The sequence below is a fragment of the Streptomyces sp. NPDC059373 genome (assembly GCF_042751495.1).
Classification (GTDB): Bacteria; Actinomycetota; Actinomycetes; order Streptomycetales; family Streptomycetaceae; genus Actinacidiphila.
On record NZ_JBHYXC010000004.1, the window covers coordinates 178,234 to 199,183 of the forward strand.

Genomic DNA, 20,950 nt, shown 5'->3' on the forward strand with positions numbered 1-20,950 from the left:
CCTGGTCGTGACCTGGGGAGTCCCGGGCCGGCTGCTGCTCGGCGGCCTCTTCCTGGTGGCGGGAGCGGCGATGGGCCCGGCCGCCCGGTGGGCCGAGCGCGGTTCTACGCCTGCGCTCGTTCCACTCGCACCGCGCACACCTTGAACTCCGGCATCCGCGAGGTCGGGTCGAGCGCCGGATTCGTCAGGGTGTTGGCCCGCCCCTCGCCGGGCCAGTGAAAGGGCATGAACACCGTGTCCGGCCGGATCGCCCGGCTCACCTGCGCCGGTGCCACGGCCCGGCCGCGCCGGGAGGTCACGGCGACCGGCTCGCCGTCCGCCACGCCGAGCCGGTCCGCGAGCTGCGGGTGCAGCTGTACGAAGGGTCCGGGCGCCGCAGCGTTCAGTTCCGCCACGCGCCGGGTCTGGGCCCCGGACTGGTACTGGGCCAGCACGCGGCCCGTCGTCAGGTACAGCGGGTACTCGGCGTCGGGCTCCTCCGCCGACGGCCGGTGCGTCACCGGCACGAACCGGGCCCGTCCGTCCGGCGTCGCGAACCGGTCGAGGAAGAGCCGGGGCGTACCGGGGTGGCTGTCGTCCGGGCAGGGCCAGAACACGCCCTCCTCCTCCGTGATCCGCCGGTAGGTGATGCCGGAGTAGTCCGCCGGGCCGCCGGCCGAGGCGCGGCGCAGCTCGTCGAAGACCTCCTCCGGGTCCGTGGAGAAGCCCTTCTCCCAACCCAGACGCGCGGCAAGGCCGTTGAGGACGTACAGGTCGCTGCGTACGCCCTCGGGCGGGTCGATCGCCTTCCTGCGCAACAGCACCCGTCCCTCCAGATTGGTCGTCGTCCCCGTCTCCTCGGCCCACTGGGTGACCGGAAGCACCACGTCCGCCATCGCCGCCGTCTCCGACAGGACGACATCGCACACCGCCAGGAAGTCCAGTGCCGCGATCCGCTCCGTGATGTGGGCCGCGCGCGGCGCGGAGACCACCGGGTTGGAGCCCATCAGCAGCAGCCCCTTCACGTCCTGCCCCAGCGCGTCCAGCAGCTCGTACGCGCTTCGCCCCGGCCCGGGCAGGTCGTCCGGGTCCACGCCCCACACGCCCGCGACGTGCGCCCGCGCCCCCGGGTCGTCCAGCTTGCGGTATCCGGGCAACTGGTCGGCTTTCTGGCCGTGTTCGCGGCCGCCCTGGCCGTTGCCCTGGCCGGTGAGGCAGCCGTAGCCGGACCGGGGGCGCCCGGCGCGGCCGGTGGCCAGGCAGAGGTTGATCCAGGCGCCCACGGTGTCGGTGCCCTTGGCCTGCTGCTCGGGGCCGCGCGCGGTGAGCACCATGCCCTCCGGGGTGCCGCAGAAGAGCCGCACCGCCTCGCGCAGCGCGGGAACCGGCACCCCCGTGATCCGCTCGACCAGCTCGGGCCAGTGCGCCATCGCCGCCGCGCGGGCCTCGGGCCAGCCGTTCGTACGCTCCTCGACGAACGCCTCGTCGACCAGGCCCTCGGCCACGACCAGATGCAGCAGCCCGAGTGCCAGAGCCAGATCCGTCCCCGGCCTGGGCTGCAAGTGCAGGTCCGCCTGCTCGGCGGTCCTGGTCCGGCGCGGGTCGACGACGATCAGCCTGCCGCCGTTCGCCTTCAGCTCGGTGAAGTAGCGCAGCGCGGGCGGCATCGTATCGGCCGGATTGGAGCCGACCAGGATCACGCAGCCCGTACGGGCGATGTCCGCCACCGGAAAGGGCAGGCCCCGGTCCAGCCCGAAGGCCCGCTGGTGCGCGGCGGCCGCCGAGGACATGCAGAAGCGGCCGTTGTAGTCGATCTGCGAGGTCTTGAGCACGACCCGCGCGAACTTCCCCAGCGCGTACGCCTTCTCGTTCGTCAGTCCGCCCCCGCCGAACACCCCCACCGCGTCCGCACCGTGCCCCGCCCGGGCCCGTACGAGCCCCTCCGCCACCCGGTCCAGCGCCTCCCCCCACGACGCCGGCTCCAGCTCCCCCGTCTCCCCGCTCCGCACCAGCGGCCCGGTCAGCCGCGCCCCCTTCGACAGCACCTCCGGCGCGGTACGCCCCTTGCCGCACAGGGCGCCCTTGTTCACCGGGAAGTCCCGCTCCACGACCTCGACCGTGCCTCCGGCGGTGGGCCTGAGCCCCATGCCGCACTGCAGCGCGCAGTAGGGGCAATGCGTGTCAACGGTGCTGGTCGCGGTCATGCGGCCAGCTTGCGTCGGCTGTGTTTCGCCCGTTACGCGCACGGGTTACGCCACCGGCACGGGGCCCTCAGCGGGCGGCAGGCCGGGCGGTGAGGTCGCGCGGGGCCCGGGACTACGGACCGCTTCGGCCCAGCGCCTTGGCGACCCCCGTCTCACGCGGGCCCAGGAACTGCGGGTCCGGGGTGAACGCCGCGTCGAAGGCCGCCTTGCCCGCGCCGGCGATCTCGCGGGCGCCGCCGTAGTACCAGGTGAGATTGTGGTTCTCGTCCACGCCGATGCCGTACGCGTCGATGCCGGCGGCAGCGCACAGCGCGAGCGCCCGCCGGATGTGGAAGGCCTGGCTGACGAGCAGGGCCCGGTCGACGCCGAAGATGCGTTTGGCGCGGCTGCAGGAGTCCCAGGTGTCGAAGCCCGCGTAGTCCAGCACGACCCGGGACCCGGGCACGCCATGCCGCTTGAGGTAACTCCGCATCGCGCCGGGCTCGTTGTAATCCGTACGGCTGTTGTCGCCGGTCACCAGGATGACGCGCACCTTGCCCGCTTCGTACAGCTTTGCCGCCGCGTCCAGGCGGTGCGCCAGGTACGGGGACGGCTCGCCGTTCCACAGTCCCGCCCCGAAGACGACGGCCACGGGCGCGGCCGGCGCATCGGCCACCGTACGGACGCGGTCGGCCGCCGACGCCTGCAGCCAGGTAGCGGGGAGCAGCGCCAGAACGCAGCCCAGCATGACGGCCCGCACCAGCCGCCGGCGGTCCTGTCTCTCGCGCGGCAGCCGGGCACGCGGCAGCCGCAGGCGCACCCGCAAGGGCATCCGCAAGGGCATGCGGAACCGCTTCCGTGGCCTCATCGATTCACCTCATCTTTGAATCTATGATGATCAACCCCCCGCTCGACTCGACGCGCAGGCCTCCGATGCGGTTGCATTTCCGTCGTGCTCGACCACGACCACTCCCAGTTGCCCTTCTTCGTCTACGGCACGCTCCGCCAAGGCGGGGCCAATCACGCCGGGCTGCTTCGCGGCCGTACGAAGGTCGTGACCGCCGCCGCACTCTCCGGCGCGGTCCTCTACGACGGCCCCGGATTCCCGTATGCCGTCAACGCCCCCGAAGGCCGAGTCCAGGGCGAACTCGTCTTCCCGCTACCTGAGTTCTATTCCGCCGTACTCTCCGATCTCGACCAGTTGGAGGAGTATGTCCCGGGCGCGCCCGACAACCTCTTCGAGCGCGTCGCCCGCGGCACCCGTACCGAGGACGGCGAACCCCTCCTCGCCTGGGTCTATCTCGCCGCGCCCCTGGAGGAACAGCGGCTGCTCGCCTCCGGCCGCATCATCCCCAGCGGCGACTGGCATCGGCGGTAGATCTCACACCGCCTGCCGGGCGGTGTGAAAACGGCGGAAACCACTCGTCATGTCGGTGCAACGGCTCGGCAACCCCCGCTCGCCACACTCTCTGCATGACGGCACTGGAGTTTTCCGGACCGGAACCCTTCGACAGTACGGCGCAGCTCATGACCCAGATCACGGCCCAGCTCAGCAGCCAGCTCACCGGAGTCGCGCTGCACCGCCGAGGCGAGAGCCGCCGTGAGACCCCCACGGTGCCCACGCTGGTGGCCGTGGCGCACGGCAGCCGTGATCCGGAAGCGCTGCGCACCGCGCAGGCGCTGCTGGACCGGATCCGGGCCGTGCGCCCCGGCCTGCCCGTGCGCCTGGGGCACATCGAGTTGAACGAGCCCCTGCTGGGCGACACGCTGTCGGGCCTGCGCGGTGATGTGGTCCTGGTCCCGCTGCTGCTGAGCCGGGGGTATCACGTCAAGCAGGACATCCCGCAGGCCCTGGCCGGGGCGCCGCATCTGCGCGGTGTCGTCGCCGGCCCGCTCGGGCCGCACCCGCTGCTCGCCGAGGCGCTGCACGGGCGCCTCGCCGAGGCGGGCTGGCGTGCGTCCCAGGGCTCCGGCGCGGGCTCGGGCGGCGCGGCCCGGTCCGGCGTGGTGCTGGCCGCCGCCGGCTCCCGGGATCCCGAGTCCGCCCGGGACACCGCCCGTACGGCCGCGCTGCTGCGCCGGCGGCTCGGCGGGATCCCCGTCGTCCCGGCCTTCGCCACGGCCGGGCCCACCGTCACCGACTCGGTCAACGCCCTGCTCGGCCGGGGCCGCGACCTGATCGCCGTCGCCTCCTGTTTCGCCTCGCCCGGCCGCTTCGCCACCCAGACCGCCGCCGCCGCACCCTGGCTCGCCGCCGCGCCGCTGGGCGCCCACCCGGCGATGGCCCGGCTCGTCCTGCACCGCTACGACCAGGCACTGGCGGCCGCCGCGGGGCCGGCCTGGGAGCAGCTCGCCACGGCCTGAGGGAGGCTCGTACGTCCGGCGTTGGCGTACGGTCGGCCCATGGACGACGTGAACGACCCGGGCGGAGCCCCGTACCGAGAGGCCGATACGGAACGCTACGTACCGGAGCCCGACAAGAGGCCGGGCAGAACGGCGTTCCAGCGGGACCGGGCGAGGATGCTGCACAGCGCGGGCCTGCGCAGGCTCGCCGGGAAGACGCAGGTGGTGGACCCGGTGGACAGCTCGCCGGAGATCAACATGAGCCCTCGCACCCGGTTGACGCACAGCCTGGAGTGCGCGCAGGTCGGCCGGGAGCTGGGCGCGGCGCTGGGCTGCGACCCGGACCTGGTGGAGACCGCGTGCCTGGCGCACGACATCGGGCACCCGCCCTTCGGGCACAACGGCGAACAGGTGCTGGCGGAGGTCGCCGAGGGCTGCGGCGGCTTCGAGGGCAACGCGCAGTCGCTGCGCCTGCTGACCCGGCTCGAGCCCAAGCGCTTCTCGCCGGCCGGCGTCAGCGTCGGCCTCAATCTCACCCGGGCCGCGCTGGACGCCGCCACCAAGTACCCCTGGCCGCGCGGCAGCCACCCCAAGGACCCGGCGAGCCCGAAGTTCGGGGTGTACGAGGACGACCTGCCGGTGTTCGGCTGGCTCCGCAAGGACACCCCGGCCGACCGGCAGTGCTTCGAGGCGCAGGTGATGGACTGGGCCGACGACGTCGCGTACTCCGTCCACGATGTCGAGGACGGCCTGCACGCCGGACACCTCGACCCGAACCTCCTGCTCGCCGAGCCCGAGCGCCGCGAGGTCTTCTCGGTGGCCGCCGCCCGCTACGCCCACGGCGTCGACGCGCAGGAGCTGGCCGAAGCCCTCGACCGGCTGCTGACCCAGGAGTGGTGGCCGCACGGCTACGACGGCTCGGCGGTCGCCCAGGCCCGCCTGAAGGACGCCTCCTCCCAGCTCATCGGCCGCTTCTGCCTCGCCGCCGAGCGGGCCACCCGGGACGCCTACGGCACCGGGCGGCTCACCCGCTACCGCGCCGAGCTGGTGGTGCCCCGCGAACAGCGTCTGGAGTGCGCCGTACTGAAAGCGGTCGCCGACCGGTACGTCATGCAGCGCGACGCGCAGGCACGGCGGCGCGCCCAGCAGCGGATCGTGATCGCCGAGCTGGCCGAGGCACTGCTCGCCCGGGCGCCGGAAGGCCTGGACCCGCAGTTCCGGGGCATCTTCGACGCGGCGGACGACGACCGCACCCGGCAGCGGGCGGTGGTCGACCAGATCGCGTCGCTGACGGATGCTTCCGCGACCGCGCTGCACGCCCGGCTCACCTCCGCGTACGCCGGTCCGTAGCGGCTGGTCGGCGCGGCACCCTTCCCGCAGGCCGCGCGGTGAGGGACGCTCGCAGGGGGACAGGGCATGGCACGGAGCCGAACATCCGGGTTCAGAGTCGAACACCAGGGAGGCGCACAGTGGTGGACGCAGATCAGACCTTCGTCATCGTCGGGGCGGGGCTCGCGGGAGCCAAGGCCGCAGAGACGCTGCGCGCCGAGGGCTTCACCGGCCGGGTGATACTGATCGGCGACGAACGCGACCACCCGTACGAGCGCCCTCCGCTGTCCAAGGGCTTCCTGATCGGCAACGAGGACCGGGACTCGGTCTTCGTCCAGCCCGCCGCCTGGTACGCCGATCACGACGTCGAACTGCACCTCGGCCAGCCCGTCGTCGGCCTCGACCGCGCGGCGAAGACGGTGACCCTCGGCGACGGCACCTCGCTGCGCTACGACAAGCTGCTGCTGGCCACCGGCGCCGAGCCCCGCCGCCTCGACATCCCCGGCACCGACCTGGCCGGCGTCCACCACCTGCGCCGCCTCGCCCACGCCGAGCGCCTCAAGAACGTACTGGCCTCCCTCGGCCGCGAGAACGGCCAGCTGGTCATCGCGGGGGCCGGCTGGATCGGCCTCGAAGTCGCCGCCGCCGCGCGCGGGTACGGCGCCGAGGTCACCATCGTCGAACCCGAGCCGACGCCGCTGCACAGCGTGCTCGGCCCCGAGCTGGGGGAGGTCTTCGCCGAGCTGCACCGCGAGCACGGCGTCCGCTTCCACTTCGGTGCGAGGCTGACCGAGATCACCGGCCAGGACGGCATGGTCATGTCCATCCTCACCGACGACGGCGAGGAGCACCCCGCCCACGACGTGCTCGCCGCCATCGGCGCCGCCCCCCGGACCGCCCTCGCCGAGGCCGCCGGCCTCACCCTCGCCGAGCGCTCGGCCGGCGGCGGCATCGCCGTCGACGCCCACCTGCGTACCTCCGACCCGGACATCTTCGCCGCCGGTGACGTCGCCAACGCCGAACACCCGCTGCTGGGCGGCCGGTTGCGCGTCGAGCACTGGGCCAACGCCCTGAACAGCGGCCCGGTCGCCGGCCGCAACATGCTCGGCAAGGACGTCGTGTACGACCGCGTCCCGTACTTCTTCAGCGACCAGTACGACCTCGGCATGGAGTTCTCCGGCCACGCCGCCCCGGGGACGTACGACCAGGTCATCGCGCGCGGCGATGTCGGGAAGCGCCAGTTCATCGCCTTCTGGCTCAGCCAGGGCCGGGTCCTGGCCGGCATGAACGTCAACGTCTGGGACGTGACCGACACCATCCAGAAGCTGATCCGCTCCGGCGCCCGCGTCGACCCCGACCGACTCGCCGACCCCTCGGTGCCGCTAGCCTCGTTCCTGGAGTGATCAGGAAAGGGGCACGTCATGCGCACGGCCGTCGTAACGCTGGGGGAGATCTTCGAGCTGCGCCGGGATGTGCTGCGCCCCGGCCGGCCCCGCGAGACCGCCGCCTTCCTCGAGGACGGCCACCCGCAGGTCTTCCACATCGCCGCGTACGAGCCCGACGGCACCCTCGCCGCCTGCGCCACCTTCTTCCCGGAGCAGCTCACGGGCGAGCCCGCCCGCGCCTTCCGCCTGCGCGGTATGGCCAGCGCCGACGCCGTCCGTGGCCAGGGGTACGGTGCCGCCGTCCTGCGGGCCGGCATGGCCGAGGCCCGGGCGCGCGGCGCCGAGCTGGTCTGGTGCAACGGCCGCTCCGCCGCCCGGGGCTTCTACGAGCGCCACGGCTTCGCGGCGGTCGGCGAGGAGTTCCAGCTGGAGCCCGCGGGCCCGCACTACGTCTTCGTGGCCAAGCTGTCGTAACCCGGCCGTAGACTTCTGCCGTGGCAGGCAGGATCAGAGACGAAGATGTGAAGGCAGTCCGGGACGCGGTCCCGATCGACGCCGTCGTCTCGGAGTACCTGCAGCTCAAGAACGCGGGCGGCGGCAACCTCAAGGGCCTCTGTCCCTTTCATGATGAGAAGTCCCCGTCCTTCCAGGTAAGTCCCAGCAAGGGGCTTTTCTACTGCTTCGGCTGCCAAGAAGGCGGCGACACCCTCGACTTCGTCATGAAGCTCGACCACCTCTCCTTCTCCGAGGCCGTCGAGCGCCTCGCCGGCGTGGCCGGTGTCACCCTGCGCTACGACGAGGGCGGCTACGCTCCCGGCCGACAGCAGGGCGAGCGGATCCGCCTCGTCGAGGCGCACAAGATCGCCGCCCAGTTCTACGTCGAGCAGCTCGGCAGCGCCGAGGCCGAGATCGGCCGCAAGTTCCTGGCCGAGCGCGGTTTCGACCAGGCCGCCGCCGAGCACTTCGGCGTCGGTTACGCGCCCGCCGGCTGGGACCACCTCATCCGCTTCCTGCGCGGCAAGGGCTTCACAGACAAGGAGCTGCTCACCTCCGGCCTGGCCAGCGAGGGCCGCCGGGGCGCGATCGACCGCTTCCGGGGCCGGCTCATCTGGCCGATCCGCGACATCACCGGCGAGGTGATCGGCTTCGGCGCGCGCAAGCTCCGCGAGGACGACCAGGGCCCGAAGTACCTCAACACCCCCGAGACCCCGCTCTACAAGAAGTCCCACGTCCTGTACGGCATCGACCTGGCGAAGAAGGACATCGCCCGGACCGGTCAGGCGGTCGTGGTCGAGGGCTACACGGATGTCATGGCCTGCCATCTCGCGGGCGTTACGACGGCCATCGCCACGTGCGGCACCGCCTTCGCAGGCGATCACGTGAAGATCCTCCGGCGCCTGCTGATGGACAACTCCCGGTCCGAGGTGGTGTTCACCTTCGACGGCGACGCAGCGGGCCAGAAGGCCGCTCTGCGGGCATTCGAGGACGATCAGAAATTCGCCGCCCGAACGTCGATCGCCATCACTCCCGACGGAATGGACCCGTGCGACCTCCGCCTCGCCAAGGGGGACGGCGCGGTACACCAGGTCGTCGAGGGGCGAACGCCTCTGTTCGAGTTCGCCATCCGCTCGGTGGTCGACCAGCATGATCCCACTACGCCCGAAGGGCAGGCGTCGGCCCTGGAGGCCGTCGCGCCGATCGTGGCGCGCATCAAGGATCTCGCCATCCGGCACAAATACGCGGTGATGCTCTCCGGGCTGTTGGGATACGTCACTGACAACCAATTCGTGGTCCAGCGGGTCAGCCAGCTGGCCCGCTGGGACAGGGATCGCCGGCACGGCGGACCGGACCGGAGCCGGAGCCGCGAGCCGGCAACCACGTCACCCCAACCGGCAGCGCCGCAGGCTCCGCGCGGCCCCCGCCTCGACCTGCGCAGCCCCGCCCACCGCGTCGAGCGCGAACTGCTCAAGCTGGCCCTCCAGTTCCCCGACCTCGTCTCGCCCGCCTTCGACGCCTACGGCGAGGACGAGTTCACCGCCCCGCCCTACGTCGCCGTACGCCGGGCGATCGCCGAGGCGGGCGGCGCCGAGTTCGCCGACGGCGACTACCTCACCCGGGTGCGCGACATCGCCCCCGACGACACGGTCCGCTCCATGATCACCGAGCTGGCCGTCGAGCCGGTCATGCACAAGGCCCCCGACATCTACGCCGGCGACGTCCTCGTCCGCGTACGGCTGCTCGCCGTCGACCGGCGCATCGCCGAGGTCCGAGCCGGCATGATGCGGCTCGGCGCCCAGGGCGACCCCGAGCAGCTCACCGCGGTTCAGAACGAGCTGTGGGCTCTGCAGCAGTACGGTCAGCGGCTTCGCGAGCAGGGCGCGAAGGCGCTGTAGCCAGTTCGAGGAGCTTGTCCACCGACCACTGGTCGTAGGCGTGTTCGCCGTACTTGGCGGCGACGACACGGCCGTCACCCGCGATCAGGAAGTCCGCCGGAAGCCCGAGCCGGCCCCCGGGCTGCTTCGGCGCCGGGAGGTGCTCCCGACCGCGCGCGACCTCCCACCCGCCGCGCAGGACCGCCCACAGGACGGGCCCCCAGGCGCGCGGGTCGAGCAGGGCGCGAGGCGCCGACTCCACGCCGAATTCCGCGTACAGCCGCTTGTCCGGATCGGCGACGACCGCGAAGGGGAGGCCGGCCGTGTGCTCCATCAGTTCCTCGGCGGACGAGTGGAAGACCACGACCTCGCGGATGCCGGCCGCCTCGATCTCCGCATGTCGCCGCACCACCGACCGCAGGTGCAGATTGCACACCGGACAGCCCGCGAAACGCCGGAACTGCAGGTGGATCAGCCGGTCCGGGTCGGGTACCGCGACCGGCGGCCCGGAGACGGGAGTGAGGCTGCGGGCTGTGACGACTGACATGCGCATCGGGCACCCCTCCGTTTAGGCGTACGGCATACGCTTACGAGCGTACGCGTATGCCGTACGCTGTCAACCGCCATGCCCCGCCCACGTTCCCTCACCCACGCCCAGGTGGCCTCGGCCGCCCTCACCGTCATCGACCGCGACGGCCTGCCCGGTCTGTCGATGCGCGCGGTCGCCAAGGAACTCGGCATGAGCACCATGGCGCTGTACCGGTACGTCGACGACCGCGAGGAACTCGAAGCCCATGTCGTCGAGCTCGTACTCGGCGCCGTCGACACCGAGCCGCCACCCCCGGACCTGCCCTGGCGCGAGCGGATCCAGCTCATGGCGGCACGCCTGCGCGACGCCGTGGGGGCGCACCCGGCGATCGTCCCCCTGACCCTCACACAGCGGCACCGTTCACCCGCTCAGCTGCGCTGGGCCGAGGCGGTGCTCGCCATCCTCACCGCGGCCGGCATCGAGGGCGAGCAGCGGGTCATCGCCCTGCGCGCACTGCTCGCCTACGTCGTCGGGGCGATCCAGCTCGAACACCTCGGCCCCCTGGCGGGCGACGGTACGGTCGTCATCTCCCAACTGCCGCCCGGGGACTTCCCGTACATGAGCGAGACCGCGCGCCAGGCCCGGGACGTCGGTCCCGACCAGGAATTCCTCGGCGGACTCGCCGTCCTGCTGCGCGGCCTGGGCGCGTGATCCTCAGCCCCGCAACGCCTCAGCTTCGGAAGGCCTCGGCGTGGTCGGCGACCCACTCGGCGAAGGTGAGCCCGGGGCGGCCGGTGATGTCCCGTACGGCGGGGGAGACCGGGGCGTCGTGGCGCACGGCGGCGGCCTGGTAGGCGAGGAGGGTGTCGGCGACGAAGGACGGGACGCCCTGCTCGATCATCGCCTGCCGGCCTTCCTCGGGCGGGAGTTCCTCGAAGCGCAGGGGCCGGCCGGTGACCTCGCCGATGATCCGGAGTTTGTCGAACTGGGTCAGGGACTCCGGGCCGCTCAGCTCGTAGCGGGCCCCCGTGTGCTCGCCGGCCCCGGAGAGCAGGGCCCGTACGGCGACGTCGGCGATGTCGCGCTCGTGGATGGGCGCCATGGCCGCCATCCCGTAGGCCGCCCGCACGGTGCCGGTGGCGCGGATCTGCGGCGCCCACTGGAAGAGCAGGTTGGTGGCGAACTCCCCGGGCCGCAGGAAGGTCCACTCCAGCCCGGACGCCTCGACCGCGTCCTCGATCTCCTTGTGCATTACGGCGATCGGGCCCTCCTGTTCGGCCACCCCGTCCCGTACCGAGGCCGAGGACAGCAGCACCACACGCCGTACGCCCCGCTCGCGGGCGAGCGCCAGGAAACCGGCGGTGGAGCCGCCCACGGCCGCGGGATTCAGGAACAGCGCGGTGACCCCGTCCAGGGCGGGCGCCAGGGACTCCGGCCCGCCGAGGTCGCCGCCGACCACCTCGGCGGCCGGCGGGAGGCCGGCGGCCCGGGGGTCGCGGGTGAGGGCGCGGACCTTGGCGCCCTCGGCGAGCAGCAGGTCGACGACGTGGCGGCCGACATTGCCGGTTGATCCGGTCACGAAGAACACGGGGTGTCTCCTCAACTTCAGGCTGCAACTTCAGCCAAATGGATAACGACATCAACCATACAGATGACGATGCCCGGATAGGCTTCGCATGTGCAGAAAACGACAGACCCGGACCGGAGCCCCCGGCGGCACCCCGCCCCCGGCGAGCGCCGCCTCGACGCCGAACGCTCCCGCGGCCGCCTGCTGGACGCGGCGCTGGAGGAGTTCTCCGCCAAGGGCTACGCGGGCGCGCGGGTGGCCGACATCGCCGCCCGGGCCGGCCTGAACAAGCAGCTGATCAGCTACTACTTCGGCGGCAAGGCCGGCCTCTACCGCGCCCTGCAGAGCGACTGGCTGGAGCGCGAGACCGAGATCGCCCCGCCCGACCTGCCCCTGTCCGAGCTGATCACCCGCTATCTGCACGCGGCCGTGGCCGACCCGCGCGTCATGCGCCTCGTGCTGTGGGAGGCCCTCGCCGGCGACGCCGACCAGCCCCCGCCGGGCGTCGTCCAGGACGCCGAGGAGGACCTGTCCCGCCTGCGCGCCCGCCAGGCCGACGGCGAACTCGCGGCCGACCTCGACCCCGCGGCCGTCCTGCTCGTCATGATGGGCGCGGTCATGGCGCCGCTCATGATGCCCCGCGAGGCCACCCGGGTCACCGGACTCGACCCCAGGTCACCGGAGTTCGAGGCGTACTACGCCGAGCAGTTGCGCCGCGTCATGCGTCACCTCGCCGCGCTGTGACGGCATGTACGCGGCCGGTGACCTTGCGCTGAAAAAGGGGTCGCACGACCCTCGTGGCGAGGGTGTGCCGTAGGCCACACTGGTGTGCGGTGCCTGAGTCCTCGGAGTGCGGAATTCCGGGTCGCGTCGATGGAGACGCCACCGGTGATCCGCTTACGGCGAATTCCCGGACGGACAGCGGCGATGCAGCCGCGCTGACCGTTCCGCTGTCGCGCGTCTCCGAGTCCGTGACCGTGCTCACCGTGGAGGTCGCTCCCGTGCAGACCCAGACCCTGACAACCGTGGCCGAGGTGGAGGCAGAGGCAATGGGGCCCGCCGCCGCAGACCTGCTGGAGAGGGTCCCAGAGCAGAACCGCCCCGCCGCCCACCCCGAGACCGTGGTGGAAGCGGCCGACGAGCCCGACGAACCACCCGCCGCCCGGCGGTCGTTCCGCGAGGAGGTGGCCGGGCCGTCGTCCGACCTCTTCCGCCAGTATCTGCGCGAGATCGGGCGGATATCCCTGCTCACCGCCGTCGAGGAGGTCGAGCTGGCCCGTCGCGTCGAAGCCGGCCTGTTCGCCGAGGAGATGCTCAACAGCACGCCCGACCTGGACTCGCTCGACTCCCAGCTCGCCGTCGACCTCGACCGCCTGATCGTGCTGGGCCGCATGGCCAAGCGCCGCCTCATCGAGGCCAACCTCCGCCTCGTCGTCTCCGTCGCCAAGCGCTACGTCGGCCGCGGCCTCACCATGCTCGACCTCGTCCAGGAGGGCAACCTCGGCCTCATCCGCGCCGTCGAGAAGTTCGACTACGCCCGCGGCTACAAGTTCTCCACGTACGCGACCTGGTGGATCCGCCAGGCCATGTCCCGCGCCCTCGCCGACCAGGCCCGTACGATCCGGGTGCCCGTGCACGTCGTCGAGTTGATCAACCGCGTCGTCCGCGTCCAGCGCCGCCTCCTCCAGGAGCGCGGCTACGAGCCCTCGACCGAGGAAGTCGCCGCCCAGCTCGACCTCCCCGCGGAGCGCGTCAGCGAAGTCCTGCGCCTCGCCCAGGAACCGGTCTCCCTGCACGCCCCCGTCGGCGAGGAGGACGACGTCGCCCTCGGCGACCTCATCGAGGACGGCGACGCCACGTCGCCCGTCGAATCCGCCGCCTTCCTCCTCCTGCGCGAGCACCTCGAGGCCGTCCTCTCCACCCTCGGCGAACGCGAACGCAAGGTCGTCCAGCTCCGCTACGGCCTCGCCGACGGCCGCCCCCGCACCCTCGAGGAGATCGGCCGCATCTTCGGCGTCACCCGCGAACGCATCCGCCAGATCGAGTCGAAAACCCTCAACAAGCTCCGCGACCACGCCTTCGCCGACCAGCTCCGCGGCTACCTCGACTGACCGCCCGCCCGCTATCGTCCCTGCTCATGACCACGTTCTACGCGACGGTGTGCCTGCCGCCGACCGCACCACGCAAGGTTCCGCGCGCGATAGCGGCCGCCCTGGCGCCGTACGACATCAACCTCGGCCCCGACTGGAATGCGAACGGTCATTGGGACCGGTGGGTCATGGCCGCCACGACCGGGGCCGGCTTCCTCGTCCTGCCCGCACACGACGGCGACCGCAGGCTCATCACGGCGTCGACCGTCCCTCGCCGGAAGGCCGCGCTCGACCCCCTGGGGCCGCTGGAGTGCTACGGCGGGCCGCGCGGACTGCTCGACCTCGACGCCATGCGGCGGCGGGCGACGGCCGGCCACGACGCCCTGCTCGGCGCCTGGCACGAACTGGCCGCCGAGCATCCGCCGGCCCGGCCGCTGGCCGACTTCGTGGCCCGCCACGAGGCCGACCCCGACGGCTACCCCATCGCCGACGCCAAGGAGGAGCACCTGACCCAGCCCCTCGTCCAGGCCGTCGCCCAGCGGGCCGTCGCGGGCGACCCGCACTTCGGAACCTGGCTCCTGCTCAACGACCCGGTCGCGTACTTCGCGCAGGAACACGAGGCCGAGCGGCAGGGGAGCGCCCTTTACGCCGTCCCCGGCCGGGCCCTGGTCACGCTCGACGGCAGGTGGACCGATGCGGAGACCGACGGCTACTGGGAGCAGGCCAACAGCTACCTCGACGGCCTCGATGCCGAGGCCGTCGTCGTGGACGTGCTGTGTCACATCTGAGGCCCGCTCCCGAGCCGGGCCCCTGGGGCCTGTCCGGCCGATCTCCGTGGCGTCGCGTGCCCCGGCCCTAGTCGACCTCCGCCACCGCCTGGGCGAACTGCGCCGCATAGAGCCGCGCGTACGCGCCCTCCGCCGCCAACAGCTCGCTGTGCGTGCCGTGTTCGACGATCGTGCCGCTCTCCATCACCAGGATCACGTCGGCGTCGCGGATGGTGGACAGGCGGTGCGCGATGACGAAGCTCGTCCGGCCGTGCGACAGCCGGGCCATCGCGCGCTGGATGAGCACCTCCGTACGGGTGTCGACGGAGCTGGTCGCCTCGTCCAGCACCAGGATCACCGGGTCGGAGAGGAAGGCCCGGGCGATGGTGATGAGCTGCTTCTCGCCGGCGCTGACGCCCGAGCCCTCGTCGTCGATGACCGTGTCGTAGCCGTCCGGGAGGGTGCGGATGAAGCGGTCGGCGTGGGCCGCACGGGCGGCCTCCTCGATCTCCTGCTGGGTCGCGCCTTCCGTTCCGTACGCGATGTTCTCGGCGATGGTGCCGCCGAAGAGCCAGGTGTCCTGGAGGACCATTCCGATCCCGGACCGCAGTTCCTCCCGGGACATGGCCGCGATGTCGGTGCCGTCGAGGGTGATCCGGCCGCCGGTGACCTCGTAGAACCGCATCAGCAGGTTGACCAGGGTGGTCTTGCCGGCGCCGGTGGGGCCGACGATCGCGACGGTGTGGCCCGGCTCGACGGCCAGCGACAGGTCGTCGATGAGCGGCTTCTCCGGGTCGTAGCGGAAGGCGACCGACTCGAAGCCGACCCGCCCCCGCAGCTCGGCCGGCCGGGCCGGCTCCACGGGCTCCTCGCTCTGCTCCTCGGCGTCCAGCAGCTCGAAGATGCGTTCCCCCGAAGCGACCCCGGACTGGACGAGGTTGGACATGCTCGCGACCTGGGTGAGCGGCTGGCTGAACTGCCGGGAGTACTGGATGAAGGCCTGGACGTCACCGATCGACAGCGAGCCGCTGGCGACCCTGAGACCGCCGACCACGGCGACCAGCACGTAGTTCAGGTTGCCTATGAACATCATCGCGGGCTGGATGATCCCGGAGATGAACTGCGCCCGGAAGCCCGACCGGTACAGCGCCTCGTTCTGCTCGCGGAAGGTCTCCGCGGACTCGTCCTGCCGCCCGAAGACCTTGACCAGCGAGTGGCCGGTGTACATCTCCTCGATGTGGGCGTTGAGCTTGCCCGTGGTCTTCCACTGGGCGACGAACTGCGGCTGCGCCCGCTTGCCGACCGCCGTCGCGACCACCACCGACAGCGGCACGGTCACCACCGCGATGAGCGCCAGCAGCGGCGAGATCCAGAACATCATCCCGAGCACGCCGACGATGGACAGCACCGAGAAGACGATCTGGCCCATGGTCTGCTGCAGAGTCTGGCCGATGTTGTCGATGTCGTTGGTCGCCCGGCTGAGCACCTCACCGCGCGGCTGCTGGTCGAAGTACGACAGCGGCAGCCGCGCCAGCTTCGCCTCGACCTCCCCGCGCAGCCGGGAGACGGCCCGCTGGATGACCCGGGTCGCCAGCCGGCCCTGGGCGACGTGGAAGACCGCGGCCGCCGCGTAGATCCCCAGCACGGTCAGCAGTACGGAGCCGACCGCACCGAAGTCGATGCCCTGCCCCGGGACGAAGTCCATCGCGGAGAGCACGTCGGCGAGGTTGCCGTGGCCCTGCTGCCGCAGCGCGGCCACCGCCTGCGCCTTCGTGGTGCCGGCGTGCATGGACCGGCCGATGACCCCGGAGAAGATCAGGTCGGTGGCGCGGCCCAGGATCTTCGGGGCGGCCACGTTGAGCCCGACGCTCACGGCCGCGCATGCCAGCACTCCGTACAGCGACAGCCGGTCGGGCCGCATCAGGCCGAGCAGCCGTTTGCCGGAGCCCTTGAAGTCCATGGAGCGCTCCGTGGGCTGGCCGCCCATGAAGCGCATGGGCCCGGCGGCCGGCGCGGGGCCGCGCCGGGTCGGGGTGGTGGTCATGCCGCCTCCTGCTCGGTGAGCTGGGAGAGCACGATCTCCCGATAGGTGTCGTTGTCCGCCATCAGCTCGCGGTGGGTGCCCGTACCGACGACCCGGCCCTCGTCCAGGACGACGATGCGGTCGGCGTCACGGATGGTGCTGACCCGCTGGGCGACGATCACCACCGTCGCCTCGGCGGTCTCCCGCCCGAGCGCCAGCCGCAGGGCGGCGTCGGTCGCGTAGTCCAGGGCCGAGAAGGAGTCGTCGAACAGATAGATCTCCGGCCGCCGTACCAGCGCCCGCGCGATCGCCAGCCGCTGCCGCTGCCCGCCCGACACATTGGTGCCGCCCTGCGCGATGGGCGCGTCGAGCCCGCCCTCCAGCTGCTCGACGAAGCCCTTGGCCTGCGCCACCTCCAGCGCGTGCCACAACTCCTCGTCCGTCGCGTCCGGCTTGCCATAGCGCAGATTGGACGCCACCGTCCCGGAGAAGAGGTAGGGCCGCTGCGGTACGAGGGCCACGGTCCTGGCCATCAGCGCCGGATCCAGGTCCCGTACGCTCACGCCGTCCACCAGCACCTCGCCGCCCGTGGCGTCGAACAGCCGGGGCACCAGCCCCAGCAGGGTGCTCTTGCCGCTGCCGGTCGAGCCGATCACCGCGGTGATCTCGCCCGGCCGGGCGACCAGATCCACCCCGTGCAGCACCTTCGCCTCGGCGCCGGGGTACGCGAAGTCCGCGCCGCGCAGCTCCAGATGGCCGTGGCGCAGCAGCTTCCGTACGGGCGCGATTGGCGGCACGACGCTCGACTCGGTACCGAGCACCTCCTCGATGCGCTCGGCGCAGACCTCGGCGCGCGGCACCATCATGAACATGAAGGTGGCCATCATGACGGACATCAGGATCTGCATCAGATAGCTGAGGAAGGCGGTCAGCGCGCCGATCTGCATCCCGCCGCTGTCGATCCGCTGGGCGCCGAACCACATCACCGCCACGCTCGACATGTTCACCACCGCGAAGACCAGCGGGAACATCAGCGCCATCAGCTGACCGGTGCGCAGCGAGTAGTACGTCAGCTCCGCGTTGGCCCGCCCGAAGCGCTCGCGCTCGTACTCGTCCTTGACGAAGGCCCGGATCACCCGGATACCGGTGATCTGCTCGCGCAGCACCTTGTTCACGGTGTCCAGCCGCTCCTGCATGGTCCGGAACAGCGGCCGCAGCTGCCGCACCAGCAGCGTGACGATCACGCCGAGCACCGGCACCACCGCCAGCAGCAGCGAGGACAGCGGAACGTCCTGGCCCAGCGCCATGATGATGCCGCCGACGCACATGATCGGCGCCGAGACCATCAGCGTGAAGGTCATCAGCACCAGCATCTGCACCTGCTGGACGTCATTGGTCGTACGGGTGATCAGTGACGGCGCCCCGAAGTGACCCACCTCACGCGCCGAGAAGCTCTGCACCCGGTCGAAGACCGACGCCCGGATGTCGCGGCCGACCGCCATGGCGGTGCGCGCCCCGAAGTAGACCGCGCCTATCGCACAGATCACCTGGAGCACGCTCACCGCGAGCATGACGCCGCCGACCCGCATGATGTAGCCGGTGTCCCCCTTCACCACGCCGCTGTCGATGATGTCGGCGTTCAGGGTGGGCAGGTAAAGCGTGGCGATCGTCTGCACCAGTTGGAGCAGAACGAGCAGCACGATGGGTTTCTTGTACGGACGCAGATGGGAGCGGAGGAGTCGGATCAGCACGACAGGGGATCCTACGTTCCGACTGTTGCCGAGGCACCCGGTTTCTCAGCGGGCAGAAGCCCCTGCACCGGGCCCTGATCCAGACCCCTGTCCCGGGAACGCGCCGGGGTGGATCTGGTCCCGTACCGAGGCGTACTGCTGCCGCACGGCCTGACCGATCGGCAGATCGTCCTCGCCCGGCTCGATCTGCTGGAGGGCCGCGCCCTGCCACCGCGGCGGATGCTCGGCCGACCCGCTGCCCATCACCGCGCCCAGCGACCAGGCTGCCTGCCGGGCCGCGCCCAGCGCCGCGTACTCCGCCGGCTGCGGGATCACGATCCGCGCCCCGAGCAGCGCCGGAGCCATCTGCTGCAGCGCCGGCAGCTCGCCCGCCGGGCCCAGCACGAAGATCCGCCGCACCTCCACGCCCCGCCCGCGCAGCACGTCCAGCGCGTCCGCCAGCCCGCACAGCATCCCCTCGAACGCCGCCCGCGCCAGATGCTCCGGCTTCATGCTCTCCCGCCGCAGCCCCGCCAGCGTCCCCGCCGTGTGCGGCAGATCCGGCGTCCGCTCACCCTCCAGATACGGCAGCAGCACGAGCCCGTGCGACCCCGGCGTCGACTTCACCGCCAGGTCCGAAAGTCCGGCCAGGTCCGTACCCAGCAGGTCGGCCGTGCCGCGTAGGGCCCGTACGGCATTGCGGGTGTGCACCATCGGCAGATGCCGCCCGGTCGCGTCGGCGAACGAGGTGATGGTGCCGGTCGGATCGCTCAGCGCCTCATGGTGCACCGCGAAGATCGTCCCCCCGGCCCCCAGCGACACCACCGCGTCGCCGGGCCCGACCCCGAGGCCGAGCGCAGCCGCCATGTTGTCCCCGGTCCCGGCGGATATCAGCAGCCCCTCCGGGGTCTGCCCGGCGGGCTCGGCCGGCCGCAGCACGTCGGGCAGCGCCACCTGGTGCCCGAGCGCCAGCTCGACCAGATCGGTGCGGTACTGCCCGGTCGCCGCCGACCAGTAGCCCGTACCGGAGGCGTCACCCCGGTCGGTCGTACGCCGTTGGGGCCGGCCCATCAGCTGCCACACCAGCCAGTCGTGCGGCAGCAGCACCTCCGCCGTCCGCTGCGCCGACCGCGGCTCGTGCTGCGCCAGCCACCGCAGCTTCGCCACCGGATACGCCGCCTGCGGCACCGCCCCGACCGCCTCGGCCCAGCCCCCCGGCCCGCCCAGCTCCTCCGTCAGATCGGCGGCCTGGATCTGGGCCCGCTTGTCGTTCCACAGCAGCGCCGGCCGCACCAGCACCCCGCCCGCGTCCATCGGCAGCATCCCGTGCTGCTGGCCCGACACACCGATGGCCTGGACGCCTTCCAGCATCCCGTCCTTGGCCGCTTCGCCGAGCGACAGCAGCCACACCTGCGGGTCGATCTCCGTCTGTGGTCCCTGCCGGCCGTCCCCCTCGACCGGGTGCGGCGCATAGCCCTGCCGCAGCACCTGCCCGCTGTCGGTGTCACACACGACGACGGTGGTTCCCGCGCCCGAGCTGTCTATACCCGCCACTATCCCCATGCGGGGAATGATGCCGTACGCCGCGTGTGCGGCGAAAAGCGCGACCTGAGCCCCGACCCTCAGCTTGAGCGCGCTACGTGTTACTGGTGCCCCAGTCGTCCTCGACCGGCGCCCCGTTCCCGGTCAGCCGCCGCACCCGCTCCGCCACCTTCGGCGGCAGCCTGTCCCCGACCTTCGCCGTGACCGCCGCAGCCGCCTTCACCGCCACATCCCGGCCGGTCTGCCCCGCGCTCTGCGCCGCGTTCCGCACCGCGGGATTCTGCGCGACCTGCTGCGCGCTCTTGCGCAACTGCTCGTACCGCTCCCGCCCGGCCCGCGCACCGAGCACATAGCCGACCACCACTCCGCCCATGAACGTCAGCCGGTAGCGCATGGCTCCATCCTTCCCTCGGACCCTGGGACCGTAAGGCTCGCCTACCCGCCGTAGCCGCAGGACAACCACGGCCATACCGGTTGGCGGAGCACCCCCCACCTTGCGCTAATGTATGTGTCGCAGCGATCGCACGCCGCCCGGGAGGCCGGGAGTGGGTGCATTCGGTGCACGCCAAGCAATCCCCTGTAGCTCAATTGGCAGAGCAGCCGGCTGTTAACCGGCAGGTTACTGGTTCGAGTCCAGTCGGGGGAGCTCGGTCCCCTGTAGCTCAATTGGCAGAGCATTCGGCTGTTAACCGGAGGGTTGCTGGTTCGAGTCCAGCCGGGGGAGCAGCCGAAGAAGGACCCCCTCGGGGGTCCTTTTTCATGCGGCTTCCGCCCCGGCGGAACCGTTCACCGGGTGATCGATGTCCACCAGATGATGCGTCTGAGACCCCCGAGGGCGACAGATCGTATGAGCAGCTATGCTGCGGCAGACGGTGTGGACGACGCGCCGTACGGGGCGGTAGCTCAGCCGGTTAGAGCAGCGGACTCATAATCCGTCGGTCGTGGGTTCGAGTCCCACCCGCCCCACCTAGCGGGGCTCTGACCTGCGGAAACGTCCCTCGTGAGGTGTCGGACCGTCAACTCCGCCTGAACGGACCGAATCCGCTGCTCGCGAGTTCGGGTCCGGAGCGGTCTGTGGCGGTTGGTGCTCCGCTGACCTGCGCGGATGTGT

18 protein-coding genes and 3 tRNA genes are annotated in these 20,950 nt (G+C 71.8%); 13 read left to right on the forward strand and 8 right to left on the reverse strand.

The window, feature by feature from the left end:
• Positions 1-104 precede the first annotated feature (104 nt).
• Both ACFXJ5_RS10980 and ACFXJ5_RS10985 read right to left on the reverse strand, forming a co-directional pair.
• Positions 105-2,183, reverse strand: a complete 2,079-nt coding sequence (locus tag ACFXJ5_RS10980) for a molybdopterin oxidoreductase family protein (protein WP_384629907.1) — start codon at positions 2,181-2,183, stop codon at positions 105-107.
• 112 nt (positions 2,184-2,295) lie between these two features.
• Positions 2,296-3,030 (reverse strand): vancomycin high temperature exclusion protein, encoded by a 735-nt coding sequence (locus ACFXJ5_RS10985; RefSeq protein ID WP_384629909.1) that lies wholly within the window; start codon positions 3,028-3,030, stop codon positions 2,296-2,298.
• 84 nt (positions 3,031-3,114) lie between these two features.
• Here ACFXJ5_RS10985 and ACFXJ5_RS10990 point away from each other — a divergent pair, with 84 nt between their 5' ends.
• From ACFXJ5_RS10990 to dnaG, 6 genes are all read left to right on the forward strand, one after another.
• Positions 3,115-3,540 carry a gamma-glutamylcyclotransferase family protein gene (locus tag ACFXJ5_RS10990; RefSeq protein ID WP_384629911.1) on the forward strand — a complete coding sequence of 142 codons (426 nt, stop codon included), beginning with the start codon at positions 3,115-3,117 and terminating at the stop codon, positions 3,538-3,540.
• Between the two features lie 95 nt (positions 3,541-3,635).
• Complete coding sequence (locus ACFXJ5_RS10995) at positions 3,636-4,526, forward strand: sirohydrochlorin chelatase (RefSeq protein ID WP_384629913.1); 891 nt, start codon at positions 3,636-3,638, stop codon at positions 4,524-4,526.
• Positions 4,527-4,565: 39 nt separating this feature from the next.
• Positions 4,566-5,855, forward strand: coding sequence for a deoxyguanosinetriphosphate triphosphohydrolase (locus ACFXJ5_RS11000; RefSeq protein WP_384629915.1), 1,290 nt, complete (start codon positions 4,566-4,568; stop codon positions 5,853-5,855).
• Between the two features lie 119 nt (positions 5,856-5,974).
• The gene (locus tag ACFXJ5_RS11005; protein ID WP_384629916.1) at positions 5,975-7,237 is read left to right on the forward strand and encodes an NAD(P)/FAD-dependent oxidoreductase; all 1,263 of its coding nucleotides are present in this window, start codon (positions 5,975-5,977) and stop codon (positions 7,235-7,237) included.
• Positions 7,238-7,255: 18 nt separating this feature from the next.
• Positions 7,256-7,693 (forward strand): GNAT family N-acetyltransferase, encoded by a 438-nt coding sequence (locus tag ACFXJ5_RS11010; protein WP_384629918.1) that lies wholly within the window; start codon positions 7,256-7,258, stop codon positions 7,691-7,693.
• A 20-nt stretch (positions 7,694-7,713) separates the two neighbouring features.
• On the forward strand, positions 7,714-9,612 hold the full coding sequence (dnaG, locus tag ACFXJ5_RS11015) for a DNA primase (protein ID WP_384629919.1): 1,899 nt from the start codon (positions 7,714-7,716) through the stop codon (positions 9,610-9,612).
• On the opposite strand, the gene ACFXJ5_RS11020 is transcribed toward dnaG, so the two are convergent.
• Positions 9,533-10,138 (reverse strand): peroxiredoxin-like family protein, encoded by a 606-nt coding sequence (locus ACFXJ5_RS11020; RefSeq protein ID WP_384629921.1) that lies wholly within the window; start codon positions 10,136-10,138, stop codon positions 9,533-9,535. The genes dnaG and ACFXJ5_RS11020 overlap by 80 nt on opposite strands.
• Before the next feature lie 78 nt (positions 10,139-10,216).
• Here ACFXJ5_RS11020 and ACFXJ5_RS11025 point away from each other — a divergent pair, with 78 nt between their 5' ends.
• On the forward strand, positions 10,217-10,831 hold the full coding sequence (locus ACFXJ5_RS11025; protein WP_384629922.1) for a TetR/AcrR family transcriptional regulator: 615 nt from the start codon (positions 10,217-10,219) through the stop codon (positions 10,829-10,831).
• A gap of 19 nt (positions 10,832-10,850) precedes the next feature.
• Here the strand turns inward: ACFXJ5_RS11025 and ACFXJ5_RS11030 are convergent, their stop codons facing one another.
• Positions 10,851-11,708 carry an NAD(P)H-binding protein gene (locus ACFXJ5_RS11030; protein ID WP_384629924.1) on the reverse strand — a complete coding sequence of 286 codons (858 nt, stop codon included), beginning with the start codon at positions 11,706-11,708 and terminating at the stop codon, positions 10,851-10,853.
• Between the two features lie 90 nt (positions 11,709-11,798).
• On the opposite strand from ACFXJ5_RS11030, the gene ACFXJ5_RS11035 reads away from it, so the two are divergent.
• The 3 genes from ACFXJ5_RS11035 (at position 11,799) to ACFXJ5_RS11045 (ending at position 14,565) form a co-directional block, all read left to right on the forward strand.
• Positions 11,799-12,431: a TetR/AcrR family transcriptional regulator gene (locus ACFXJ5_RS11035; protein WP_384629926.1), complete on the forward strand. Its 633-nt coding sequence runs from the start codon at positions 11,799-11,801 to the stop codon at positions 12,429-12,431.
• A gap of 89 nt (positions 12,432-12,520) precedes the next feature.
• On the forward strand, positions 12,521-13,798 hold the full coding sequence (locus ACFXJ5_RS11040; protein ID WP_384629928.1) for an RNA polymerase sigma factor: 1,278 nt from the start codon (positions 12,521-12,523) through the stop codon (positions 13,796-13,798).
• A 26-nt stretch (positions 13,799-13,824) separates the two neighbouring features.
• Positions 13,825-14,565: a hypothetical protein gene (locus ACFXJ5_RS11045; RefSeq protein WP_384629930.1), complete on the forward strand. Its 741-nt coding sequence runs from the start codon at positions 13,825-13,827 to the stop codon at positions 14,563-14,565.
• A gap of 67 nt (positions 14,566-14,632) precedes the next feature.
• On the opposite strand, the gene ACFXJ5_RS11050 is transcribed toward ACFXJ5_RS11045, so the two are convergent.
• From ACFXJ5_RS11050 to ACFXJ5_RS11065, 4 genes are all read right to left on the reverse strand, one after another.
• Positions 14,633-16,588, reverse strand: a complete 1,956-nt coding sequence (locus ACFXJ5_RS11050) for an ABC transporter ATP-binding protein (RefSeq protein ID WP_384629932.1) — start codon at positions 16,586-16,588, stop codon at positions 14,633-14,635.
• The gene (locus tag ACFXJ5_RS11055; RefSeq protein WP_384629934.1) at positions 16,585-18,318 is read right to left on the reverse strand and encodes an ABC transporter ATP-binding protein; all 1,734 of its coding nucleotides are present in this window, start codon (positions 18,316-18,318) and stop codon (positions 16,585-16,587) included. Before ACFXJ5_RS11055 ends, ACFXJ5_RS11050 begins: the two co-directional genes overlap by 4 nt.
• 45 nt (positions 18,319-18,363) lie before the next feature.
• On the reverse strand, positions 18,364-19,860 hold the full coding sequence (locus tag ACFXJ5_RS11060; RefSeq protein WP_384629935.1) for an FGGY family carbohydrate kinase: 1,497 nt from the start codon (positions 19,858-19,860) through the stop codon (positions 18,364-18,366).
• A 73-nt stretch (positions 19,861-19,933) separates the two neighbouring features.
• Positions 19,934-20,233: a YtxH domain-containing protein gene (locus tag ACFXJ5_RS11065; RefSeq protein ID WP_384629937.1), complete on the reverse strand. Its 300-nt coding sequence runs from the start codon at positions 20,231-20,233 to the stop codon at positions 19,934-19,936.
• Positions 20,234-20,412: 179 nt separating this feature from the next.
• On the opposite strand from ACFXJ5_RS11065, the gene ACFXJ5_RS11070 reads away from it, so the two are divergent.
• The 3 genes from ACFXJ5_RS11070 to ACFXJ5_RS11080 all read left to right on the forward strand — a co-directional run bounded on the left by ACFXJ5_RS11070 (position 20,413) and on the right by ACFXJ5_RS11080 (position 20,805).
• A tRNA-Asn gene (locus ACFXJ5_RS11070) sits at positions 20,413-20,485 on the forward strand.
• Between the two features lie 5 nt (positions 20,486-20,490).
• Positions 20,491-20,563 (forward strand) — tRNA-Asn (locus ACFXJ5_RS11075).
• 168 nt (positions 20,564-20,731) lie between these two features.
• A tRNA-Ile gene (locus ACFXJ5_RS11080) sits at positions 20,732-20,805 on the forward strand.
• Positions 20,806-20,950 lie beyond the last annotated feature (145 nt).